Origin of the sequence: Acinetobacter sp., assembly GCF_045628685.1 — a bacterium.
Taxonomy (GTDB): Bacteria; Pseudomonadota; Gammaproteobacteria; order Pseudomonadales; family Moraxellaceae; genus Acinetobacter.
The window spans coordinates 1-11,226 of sequence record NZ_JAZQPV010000013.1; the positions used below are offsets into that span (position 1 = coordinate 1).

Here is an 11,226-nt window from a genome sequence, read left to right on the forward strand (position 1 = left end):
AAATTTCGGAAAATAGAAAGTAACTTAGACCAGTGTTGATTATTCAGCATTGTACGAGGCATAGCGAGAGTAAAATTGGGTTTGGCGATTTAATTTTACTACCTCGCTATTTTTTTAAGCAACAAATGTCAACAGACCCTAGTTTTTTAATTACGTATCCTTTCTGTTAAAAAAATATTTGTAAGTTTTTTACCATTGATCAAAAATATGAAATGCATTTAAAATGCTAATCTTCCCCCCTTTAAGATGATGCATGGCTTATGAAATCTAGCCTAATCAAGCATTCCATAAGACTTTCACTTTATGGGCTACTTTAAGTAGAAGAAATCATCATGAATCTTAAAAATAAAAAATTTCCGGTACAAATTTTTCGTGCTTATGATATTCGCGGAAAAATATCATTTTTGACTCCTGAAATTGTAAAAGCGATTGCCTATGGATTGGTGACCCAATATCACAAGGTCGGACAGACTCAACTTGCCATTGGTTATGATGCGCGTTTAACAAGTCCGGAATATGCAGAAATCATTAGACAGGTATGTGAAGAAAAAGGCTTGAGTGCAACGATCATCGGATGCTGTTCAACGCCATTATTATATTTTATTGCGCGTCAATTTGATGGTAACGGGATCATGCTCACGGCAAGTCATAATCCAAAAACCGATAATGGAATTAAATGGATTATTCAAGGCGAACCCCCTTGTCCTGAGATGATTCAACAAGTCGGTATCACCGCATGTAGCGCTTTAGATCCATTAGAAAAAATAGTGATTGAACCTGTGCAGCATGAAGTGGTTACTCAATATTGTCTCGAATATCAGCATGCACTTTTAAAAGATATCCAGTTAAAACGTCCTTTTAAAGTGGTACTCGATGCTTTAAATGGTTCGGCAGGTCGTTGTGCTGTAGGGGTGTTGAAAAAATTAGGCTGTGAGATTACCCCTATTCGCTGTGAGGCGAATGGCGATTTTCCCGATCATGCACCAGATCCTTCACAAGAAAAACATCTTGTCGAATTACGAAAAACTGTCCTTGAACAGCAAGCCGATATCGGTATCGCACTGGATGGTGATGGTGATCGTCTGGTGTTAATAGATGAACATGGTACGACTATTTCAGCAGATCGATTACTGGCTTTATTTTCCGAGATATGTTTGAAAACGCATCCCGGCCATGAAATCGTTTACGATGTGAAATGTTCGACCATGGTGAAAAATACCGTTCATCACTTAGGTGGACAGGCGAAAATGATTCGTACAGGCAGTTCTTTTTTGCGTAGTTACATGTCGCAATCTAAAGGCAAAGCAGTCTTTGGCGGAGAATATGCAGGTCATTATGTTTTTAATGACGGACGTGGTTTTGGCTATGATGATGGTCTATATGCGGCTTTGCGTGTACTCGAATATTTGGATCAAAAACCGGATTTAACCCTATCTAAAGCATTACTTGCTTACCCTGAGCGTAGTTGTACTGAAGATCTTTACATTAGTACTCATAGTGAAGAACCGAAAGCGGTATTACATGATGTTGAAATCAAAAGTCATGCTTTGGGGGCCAAATTAAGTAAAATTGATGGGGTACGACTTGATTTTAAAGATGGATTTGGCATTATTCGAGCATCGAATACCGGTGAATATTTTACAGTACGCTTTGACGCAGACAATCCTGTAAGATTAAACGCGATTCGACACACATTTGTTTCCATGTTAAGTGACCGATATCCTAGAATCGCACAAGACATTTTAGATGCTCAATAAGGAGAGGCGAATGCCACATCAGCATACTGGCATCGACAAAGCACAAATTTTGACTGAAGCTTTGCCGTACATTCAACGTTTTGCGGGTAAGACGCTAGTAGTGAAATATGGTGGCAACGCAATGACTGATCCAGAGCTGGAAAGCTCGTTCGCACGTGACATTGTATTGTTGAAAACTGTCGGTTTAAATCCAATCGTGGTGCATGGCGGTGGTCCACAAGTGGATTCCTTCTTGAAGCAGCTTGGTCGTGAATCTGACCGTATTGATGGCATGCGTGTAACTGATCCTGCAACCATGGAAGTGGTTGAAATGGTTTTGGGCGGCAGCGTGAACAAATCTATCGTCAACCTCATCAACCAGCATGGCGGGCGTGCCATTGGTTTAACCGGCAAGGATGGCAATTTGCTGCGTGCACAAAAGTTGCTGATGGAAAAGACCGCTGAAGATGGCACAGTACAACAGATTGATCTTGGCTTGGTCGGCGAAGTTGTTGGTGTGAAGACTGACGTATTGGAAATGTTCACTAATAGCGATTTCATTCCGGTGATTGCTCCGCTTGGCGTAGATGACGAAGGTAATACTTACAACATCAATGCCGATTTAGTCGCAGGCAAAGTGGCTGAAGCTTTAGGTGCAGAAAAACTTATTCTTCTGACCAATATTTCTGGTGTTCTAGATGAAAATAAAAATTTGCTCACAGGTTTAACTACTCAAGAAGTCGACCGTTTGATTGAAACCGGTGTGATTTATGGTGGCATGATTCCTAAAGTGGGTTGTGCACTGGATGCGGTGAAAGGTGGCGTAGTCAGTGCGCATATCGTAGATGGCCGAGTTCCACATGCCACTTTACTGGAAATTTTTACAGATCATGGTGTAGGGACTCTTATTACCAACCGTGCCAAGCATTAAATCAGTCATTTTAAAAAGCCTCCTTGTGAGGCTTTTTTATTGTCTTGTTAAAATTTTTTAAACTAAATTTTTAATAAAATAAAGTATTTACCCCGAATTATTGAACTAATGCAGAAAAGAGTGAGGGGGTATTGTAAATTGAGATTTGCAACGCCTAGCCCAGTCATGCAAAATAGAAAAATCCTGTATTTTCTGTTTGATCAAGACTATGTGTCAGTTGCTCGGAATGAATTGTGCTACGCCAACGGATGTGACTTTCTCATTTCGTGGTTTTTCTCAACGCGCGGGCATTACATCCGACCATTGTGACGGTTTTGGCATTGCCTTTTTTGAAGATAAAGCCTGCCGACTGTTTGTCGATAATCAATCAGCGGTTGAGTCTCCGATTGCTGAACTGGTGCGTAATTATCCTATTAAATCACGTAATGTGATTGCCCATATTCGTAAAGCAACCCAAGGCAAGATCAATTTAGAAAACTCGCATCCATTCAGCCGTGAATTATGGGGCCGTCAGTGGATTTTTGCCCATAATGGCGATTTGCATGACTATAACCCCACTTTATCAGGTCGGTTTATCCCTGTGGGAAATACTGATAGTGAACGGGCATTTTGTTTTTTACTCGATCAGCTGGTGCATAAATTTGGTTATCATGAACCAAAGCTGAATCAAATTTTTGATCTGTTGGCTGAAGCCTCTCCCCAAATAGCCGAATATGGGACATTTAATTTTTGCCTATCGAATGGGCAGGCTCTATTCACTTATGCCATCACCAAATTGCATTGGCTGGTACGAGAATATCCATTTAAACCGGCGCAATTGATTGATCTGGATGTAGAGGTTGATTTCAGTCAGGTGACCACACCTGAAGATCGTGTTGCGGTAATTACCACCGAACCTTTAACGCAAAATGAACTGTGGACAGCCTTTGAACCTGGAGAAATGATTTTATTTCAGGAAGGGCGTCCCATTCGAACACAACAGACGTATATAGAACGCTTAGAACGTGAAAAATTAAATCCGGAATTAAAAAGAATAACCAGAGCAGATCAATATTAGTCAATAAAAAATTAAATAATATAAATCTATAAAATTATTCGAGCAAATAACTTTATAGATTTTTATCTTGTGAATGGAATATTTTAATTTTTTTGCTTTTATATTTTAATCAGCCTAAAAATTTAATAATTTTCTTAATTATAAAAATGTGTTTATCATTTTTTTTGAATCATCTCCATTCATATTATTTTTTTAGCTGGAATTTAATTTAAGTATTTTATTTTTTAAATAAATTTTTGAGAATTAAAGTTCAATTTAAGTTTTTAATAATCCAATTAATAGATTATTTTGGTTAAAAAATACTTTATTCTTTTGGTTGGTGTTTTATTAAAAAACATTATATATCAATTGTTTATGTTTTTTTTATGGTTTTTTATTTAAAACCAACCATTTTGGTTGATTTTTATTTGTTAAAAATCAATATATTATGAATTTATGTGATGAATCGTATATATTTTATAGGTGGTCGTAATGAAAATGAAATGGGTTCCAGAATATAATACTGGTATCGATGTGATTGACGATCAACACAAACGAATTCTTGATTATATCAATGAAATTGATGATGTCTCAGAACATACGGATCGTTCCCGTATTAAACAAATTCTTGAAAATATTATTGATTATACACAATCGCATTTTACCTTTGAAGAGTCCTTGCAAGAAGAAGCGGGTTATAAATACCGTGTACCGCATAAACGTGTTCACGATTTATTTATTAAAAAGATTGAATCTTACCGTGACCGTTTTGAAATGGGTCAAGCTATTGAAGGTGAACTCCATGAAGTGCTTTCAAAATGGTTAATTAATCATATTCAGCACGATGATGCGGATTATGTAGGGGCCGTGAAAGAAAATATGATGGGGATTATTAAGGAAAAAGAAAAGAAAACAGGTAAAAATTGGTTTGCTCGTTTCTTTTCATAAAGAAAAATAAGCCAGATAACAACTAATAAAAGTCATAATAATCTTGCGCAGCAAATCATCAATCGTGGTGGTTTGCTTTTTCTTTTTGATTTTCCCCTATGACAAAGGCAAAATAGCGAAAGACTTTTTTAAGGAACGCATCATGCAGGACAATGCTATGTCACGATGGCTATCACCGCTGATAGCATTTTGTTTATCTTTTATCATCATTGCCACATTAGCACCGATAGTCGGGATTCAAGTTGAGCGTCAACTTGATTTTTGGTTGTTATGGTTAGGTACTATGCTTATTTTGGCATTACCGATCTGTTATTTAGAAATTGCCTTGGCGAAGCGCTCAAAAACCACAGCGTTAAATGCATTGTCTAGCTTGACGCGTGATGCAGATGCATCGCAGAAATGGCGTCTGGTGGGTTGGTTAGCGGTTGTCTTTATTCCTTTCCTGACAGGCGGTATGCTGTCTAATGCAAGCCATTTATTGGGGCACTTTGCCTTTAATGACATTGCGCCAAATCTGTTGTTTGTTGGCTTGGCGATTGTTGCAATTGCACTTTCATTTGCGCCGCGAAAGATTATTGTTATCTTAAGTGTGGTGGGTGTTTTAGCGTCCTTAATTTTAGCGAATGTGATGGGCACGGCTTTGCCTGCTTGGCAAGTGACGCCTGTTGAATTTAGCGAATGGGGCAGTGCGACTGTATTGGCACTCGTGGCTAGCGGTTTAGGCATGGGCTTATACTGGCAAAGTAGTTTAGCTGCAGTAAAACAACAAGATGTTGCAACCAAAACAGCCTTGCCAATCTGGATTGCGCAATTGTTGGCAGTAGTTGCTTTTGGCTTTTTTGCCGCTGATGCTCAAATTCCAGCGTTTGTAGTTGCTGTAGTCAGTGCATCGGCACTTTTAATCAATATGGCACGTGAACAATTGATACAGCGTCAGTTGAATATCGCGGTTCAATGGCTTGTGATTTTGGTGGCTGTATTGATTTGGGTCATTCCTGCAATGAACCTAATTTTTAATACGGTACTCATGCTTTGGGGCCTAATCATTTGCTTGATCTATGCAATTTTTGCCGGATGGATTATGAAAATTAGCCATTTACGTAAATCCATGAATTTTAATAATGAGCTGTTTTATAACTTGTGGCGTATTGCAGTGCGTGTCGTGCTTCCTGTATCGATCATTGTGGCAATGATTGCAATTATTGGACAATTGGTCTAATGAGTGAGATACAACAGGTTTGGGTAGCGTATGCGGCTCAGGATCAACAGTTTTATCTGGCTGTCCCTTTTCAACCCGGCATGACGGCTTTAGATGCAATTGAACAAAGTGGTATTCGGGGACAAATTACTTTACCCGAATCACTTGCATTGGGGATCTTTGGGATGCGATTACAAGATCCAAATCAAATATTACAAGCAGGTGATCGTGTCGAGATTTATCGTGCATTAACGGTCAATCCGAAGGATATTCGCCGAAAACGTGCTGCAGAAAATCCGGTTGGACTTTATTGCCGCGGAAATCGCTTTAAACAATTGAAGTGATAAGAAAAACCCCTCATTGAGGGGTTTATTTTTATTTTAAAGCGGCTATAGTGGTGGCGCATTGAGAATCGCTTCTTTTGATCCTGGTAAGCCGGGTTGAGATTCTGGAATGGTTTCCAAACCTTCAATCTTGATGACAGTCCCTGTTTGATCGAAGTAAATTCTTAAATGTTGACCGTGAGCAGCCGGGATTTTGGCTTTTTTAGCATAGGTTCCTGGTGTATAGTTGTAGATGTAGTCCCAACGTAAAGGATTCATTGGATCTGAAACAGTAGGGCTACCTAACAAAAAGCGAACTTGTTGGTGACTCATACCGACCTGAATTTTTGAAGCTTGTGCTTGAGTTAATGGCGTCCCTTGCGGAATATCAACTTTATAAACGCCCAAGGTCGAACAGCCTGCGAGCAGTGAAGTGACGAACAACGTCAACATGATTTTTTGCATTTTGCTACACTATCCCAAATTAATTATGATGCATTTGATCCACGGATAGATCATACTGCATCTAAACTTTGTTGCATATTCCAACTTTAAATTTGTTGAGAGACCTTTTTACATGCCTATTTCAAATCAAGATTTACGCAAAGCTGGACTTAAAGTTACGCTTCCACGAATAAAAATATTGGAATTACTAGAAAATTCAAGACAACACCATTTAAGCGCAGAAGACATTTATAAAACTTTACTGGAACAAGGTGAAGATGTCGGTTTAGCAACTGTGTACCGCGTGTTAACACAGTTTGAAGCTGCGGGGATTATTCAACGTCATCATTTTGAAAATAATCATTCCGTTTTCGAAATTATGCAAGAAGATCACCATGATCATATTGTTTGCCTGAATTGCAACAAAGTCGTTGAATTTACAAATGATGTGATTGAAACTCAGCAACATGAAGTGGCTGAAAAATATGGCTTTACTTTGACGGGTCACTCTTTAAATCTTTATGGTTATTGTGATGCATCTGAATGCCAGGATGCTTTACGTAAAAAATAATACTGACTTAGAATTAGTTAAAAAAACAGGCTTCTTTTGAAGCCTGTTTTTTTTGCATTTAACGTTGAACGTTAAGCCTGACCATCGAAGGTGATATTGGAACTTGCATGCAATAAGCGATCGCCTCCTTCTTCGGATAACTTGATTTGCAGACGCAGGTCGTTGGGTGAGTCTGCGTGCTTCAAGGCATCTTTATAGGTAATCTGTTTGGCTTTATACAAGTCAAACAAGGCCTGGTCAAAGGTTTGCATCCCGAGTTCACGTGAACGCTTCATTAATTCTTTAATTTCATGAACATCCCCCTTACGGATCATGTCTGCAATTAAAGGTGAATTGATCAGAATTTCGATCGCTGCGCGACGAGACTGGCCATCTACAGAGGGAATGAGTTGTTGCGCAACCACGGCCTTTAAATTGAGTGACAAGTCCATAAATAATTGATTATGACGGTCCGCATCAAAGAAGTGAATAATCCGGTCAATGGCCTGGTTGGCATTGTTGGCATGCAGCGTGGCAAATACCAAGTGCCCTGTTTCGGCAAAAGCAATCGCATAATCCATAGTTTCGCGTGAACGGATCTCCCCAATCAAAATAACATCCGGTGCCTGACGCAGGGTATTTTTCAAGGCAATTTCAAAAGAGTCGGTATCAATCCCGACTTCACGCTGGGTAATAATACAGCCCGCATGTTCATGAATAAATTCAATCGGGTCTTCAATGGTAATGATATGGCCTTTTGAATTCTGGTTACGATAGCCAATAATGGAAGCCAAAGAGGTCGATTTACCGGTACCTGTTGCGCCCACAAACATAATGATGCCGCGCTTGGTCATGGCCAATTCTTTTAAAATAGGCGGTAACTTCAGCTCATCCATGGTTGGAATAATGGTTTCGATACGACGCAATACCATACCGGGTTCATCGCGCTGTTGAAATGCACTGACACGGAAACGGGCAGTCTTGTCGCGGTTACTGATGGCAAAGTTACATTCGCGCGTTTCAGCAAATTCTTTACGCTGCTTTTCACTCATAATCGAGTTTAAAAGTTGCCCGACAATTTCGCCAGTCAGCTTGGTCTTTGCGATTGGAACAATCTGACCATTAATTTTCATGGACGGTTCAACATCAGCAGTAATAAACAAGTCGGATGCCTGCTGTTGAATCATCAAATTCAGTAAGTCGTTAAAATCCATAATAAGATCCTAAATCCGTTTAAACTTATAAGAATGATTCTGGTTGTTTTGCCATGGTACGCGCAGTTTGTGGGCTGATAATGCCTTTAGCGACCAGAGTTTTCAGGCTTTGATCCAGCGTAGTCATACCGTAGTTGGCACCGGTTTGAATGGCAGAATACATTTGAGCTACTTTGTTTTCACGGATTAGGTTACGGATGGCAGGAATACCAATCATGATTTCATGTGCTGCGACACGACCGCCCCCATTTTTCTTCAATAAAGTCTGAGAAATTACGGCTTGCAATGATTCAGACAACATGGCACGAACCATGTCTTTTTCTTCTGCCGGGAATACGTCAATCACACGGTCAATGGTTTTTGCCGCAGAGGTGGTATGTAGTGTACCAAAGACCAAGTGGCCCGTTTCAGCGGCAGTCAATGCCAAACGGATGGTTTCAAGGTCACGCATCTCACCGACCAGAATGATGTCAGGGTCTTCACGCAGAGCAGAACGTAAGGCTTCGTTAAAGCCATGCGTATCGCGGTGGACTTCACGCTGGTTGACCAGACATTTTTTTGATTCGTGTACAAACTCAATCGGGTCTTCTACAGTCAAAATATGATCATAACGGTTGTCATTAATGTAATCGACCATCGCAGCCAAGGTGGTTGATTTGCCCGAACCTGTTGGGCCTGTAACCAGTACAATTCCACGCGGGAAATTACAAATATCTTTAAAGATTTGGCCCATGCCCAGATCTTCAATGGTCAGAACTTTTGAGGGAATGGTACGGAATACTGCACCTGCACCGCGGTTCTGGTTGAATGCGTTAACACGGAAACGCGCTACCCCTGGTACTTCAAAAGAGAAGTCAGTTTCAAGTTTTTCTTCGAAATCACGACGCTGTTTATCGTTCATGATGTCATACACAAGTTTGTGTACTTCTTTATGTTCTAAAGCCGGTAAATTAATACGGCGAACTTCGCCATCGACACGGATGAGTGGTGGCATACCTGCTGATAAGTGTAAGTCCGACGCCCCATTTTTAGCAGAAAAGGCTAAAAGTTCAGTGATGTCCATAATTTCCCCGAGATCATTTAAATGTTATTTATTTTGTTAGAATAATAAGGCTTTCCCAGAGCTTAACCAACAGTTAGTTTAAAGGAAAAGTAAAAAAGATGAATGAAAATGAGAACCTTGTCAATGAATAGTCTTCAAGCGTCACGAAATCAAGTTTTACAGCAAATAGAAGATGCCTGTAAACAGGCCCAGCGTGAGCCGGAAACCGTACAGTTACTGGCTGTTTCGAAGACTCAGCCAAGTGAGTCCTTACGTGAAATGTACCAGGCCGGGCAGCGCGCCTTTGGTGAAAATTATTTGCAAGAGGCTTTGGATAAAATTGAAAATTTAAATGATTTAGACATCGAATGGCATTTCATTGGCCATGTGCAGCGCAATAAAACCAAACATCTGGCATCAAGCTTTGCCTGGGTGCATGGGGTGGATCGTTTGATTATTGCCGAGCGTTTATCCAGTCAGCGTGAAGTATCTCAGCCACCGCTGAATATCTGTTTACAGGTCAATATTGATGCCCAAGACACCAAAGACGGCTGTCAGCCAAATGAAGTGGCGGAACTGGTTAAAAAGATTAGTCAACTTCCACACTTAAAATTGCGTGGCTTGATGGTAATTCCTGCACCGAATAATACCCAGGCTTTTAGCGATGCCAAGCAGTTGTTTGAACAAGTAAAATCTGAACATGCACATCCTGAAGACTGGGATACCTTAAGTATGGGCATGTCAGGGGATATGACTGAGGCGATTGCCGCAGGTTCAACCATGGTTCGGGTGGGAACGGCATTATTCGGAGCGCGGGATTATTCCAAGTAAACCATACTCACATTCATTTTGACCGTTTTGAAAACTGAACTTTAGGGTTCAGTTTTTGTTTTAGAAATTGAACTTTCCACTAAAGTTGAGTACAAGAAGAACCAGCTAAAGGAATAATCTGTATAAAAACCATTGATTCGACCAAGGAAATAGGCAAGTTTATGGCGGCATATTATCAACTCATCGGGCGAGATACGGATACCACCGGAAAAGTCACGGCGCATTACCGCTCAACGCTACTGGCCCAAGGCGCATGGAATGAACATGAACAGCATATGGCACCCGCGACCGGAATTATCTGTGCGGAATTGGACCAATTTTCACCGCGTAGTGATATGCGCATTGGCCGGGTCAGTTTGGATATTTTAGGTCTGATTCCTGCGGGTGAGTTTAGTATCACCACCCAAGTGATTCGCCCGGGCAAGACCATTGAGCTGATTGAGTCAGAAATGATAGCCGGGGGTAAAACCTGTGTGGTCGCAAGAACCTGGCGCATGATCACCCAAAATAGCCAGTTGATAAAAGGTCTGGAAGATGCAGATGCGGCTGGCCCTGAAAATGCCCCGATCTGGGAAGGGATTCGTCAGTGGCCGGGTGGATATATTCAGTCCATCGAAGCAAGAAGTCATGAGCGTTGTGCAGGCAAGGGCATTGTCTGGTTGCGAACGCCGCATGATATGGTTGAAGGTGAACCGACCAGCGATTTTGTTCGCTTAATGGGCATGGTGGATACAGCCAATGGTATTGTGCCACGTCAAGAAGTACCCTTTAGTTGGGGCTTTCCTAATCTGGATTTACAGATCCATATGCACCGTTTACCGCAAGGTCAGTGGCTGGGCTTGGAAACTGTGCAGCAGTATGGGGAAGATGGCATTGGCCTGACCAGCTCTGTGTTGCATGATCTTTCTGGATCATTCGGGCGCAGTGAACAGATTCTGACCCTGCGTCCTATGACATAAATCATAGATTGTTT

Annotated in this window: 12 protein-coding genes; 9 read left to right on the forward strand and 3 right to left on the reverse strand. The window is 40.8% G+C overall.

All coding sequences use genetic code 11. The features are described from left to right. Positions 1-332 precede the first annotated feature (332 nt). The 6 genes from ACKI4H_RS02100 (at position 333) to ACKI4H_RS02125 (ending at position 6,193) form a co-directional block, all read left to right on the forward strand. Positions 333-1,757 carry a phosphomannomutase/phosphoglucomutase gene (locus ACKI4H_RS02100; RefSeq protein ID WP_407303528.1) on the forward strand — a complete coding sequence of 475 codons (1,425 nt, stop codon included), beginning with the start codon at positions 333-335 and terminating at the stop codon, positions 1,755-1,757. A 10-nt stretch (positions 1,758-1,767) separates the two neighbouring features. Beyond that, on the forward strand, positions 1,768-2,667 hold the full coding sequence (gene argB, locus ACKI4H_RS02105) for an acetylglutamate kinase (protein WP_407303529.1): 900 nt from the start codon (positions 1,768-1,770) through the stop codon (positions 2,665-2,667). Between the two features lie 208 nt (positions 2,668-2,875). Next, positions 2,876-3,724 carry a class II glutamine amidotransferase gene (locus tag ACKI4H_RS02110; protein ID WP_407303530.1) on the forward strand — a complete coding sequence of 283 codons (849 nt, stop codon included), beginning with the start codon at positions 2,876-2,878 and terminating at the stop codon, positions 3,722-3,724. 471 nt (positions 3,725-4,195) lie between these two features. Further along, complete coding sequence (locus ACKI4H_RS02115) at positions 4,196-4,651, forward strand: bacteriohemerythrin (protein WP_407303531.1); 456 nt, start codon at positions 4,196-4,198, stop codon at positions 4,649-4,651. Between the two features lie 142 nt (positions 4,652-4,793). After that, positions 4,794-5,870, forward strand: coding sequence for a hypothetical protein (locus ACKI4H_RS02120; RefSeq protein ID WP_407303532.1), 1,077 nt, complete (start codon positions 4,794-4,796; stop codon positions 5,868-5,870). Next, positions 5,870-6,193 carry an RnfH family protein gene (locus tag ACKI4H_RS02125; RefSeq protein WP_407303534.1) on the forward strand — a complete coding sequence of 108 codons (324 nt, stop codon included), beginning with the start codon at positions 5,870-5,872 and terminating at the stop codon, positions 6,191-6,193. Before ACKI4H_RS02120 ends, ACKI4H_RS02125 begins: the two co-directional genes overlap by 1 nt. Before the next feature lie 45 nt (positions 6,194-6,238). On the opposite strand, the gene ACKI4H_RS02130 is transcribed toward ACKI4H_RS02125, so the two are convergent. After that, on the reverse strand, positions 6,239-6,637 hold the full coding sequence (locus ACKI4H_RS02130) for an outer membrane protein assembly factor BamE (RefSeq protein WP_131319161.1): 399 nt from the start codon (positions 6,635-6,637) through the stop codon (positions 6,239-6,241). Between the two features lie 112 nt (positions 6,638-6,749). On the opposite strand from ACKI4H_RS02130, the gene fur reads away from it, so the two are divergent. Further along, entirely contained in the window at positions 6,750-7,187 is a 438-nt protein-coding gene (fur, locus tag ACKI4H_RS02135) for a ferric iron uptake transcriptional regulator (protein ID WP_407303535.1), read from the forward strand. A 71-nt stretch (positions 7,188-7,258) separates the two neighbouring features. Here the strand turns inward: fur and ACKI4H_RS02140 are convergent, their stop codons facing one another. Both ACKI4H_RS02140 and ACKI4H_RS02145 read right to left on the reverse strand, forming a co-directional pair. Further along, positions 7,259-8,380, reverse strand: a complete 1,122-nt coding sequence (locus ACKI4H_RS02140) for a PilT/PilU family type 4a pilus ATPase (RefSeq protein WP_407303536.1) — start codon at positions 8,378-8,380, stop codon at positions 7,259-7,261. Positions 8,381-8,405: 25 nt separating this feature from the next. Continuing rightward, positions 8,406-9,443 (reverse strand): type IV pilus twitching motility protein PilT, encoded by a 1,038-nt coding sequence (locus ACKI4H_RS02145; RefSeq protein ID WP_171528083.1) that lies wholly within the window; start codon positions 9,441-9,443, stop codon positions 8,406-8,408. 123 nt (positions 9,444-9,566) lie between these two features. Here ACKI4H_RS02145 and ACKI4H_RS02150 point away from each other — a divergent pair, with 123 nt between their 5' ends. Continuing rightward, positions 9,567-10,253, forward strand: a complete 687-nt coding sequence (locus ACKI4H_RS02150; RefSeq protein ID WP_407303537.1) for a YggS family pyridoxal phosphate-dependent enzyme — start codon at positions 9,567-9,569, stop codon at positions 10,251-10,253. A gap of 161 nt (positions 10,254-10,414) precedes the next feature. Next, on the forward strand, positions 10,415-11,212 hold the full coding sequence (locus ACKI4H_RS02155; RefSeq protein WP_407303538.1) for a thioesterase family protein: 798 nt from the start codon (positions 10,415-10,417) through the stop codon (positions 11,210-11,212). Positions 11,213-11,226: the final 14 nt, after the last annotated feature.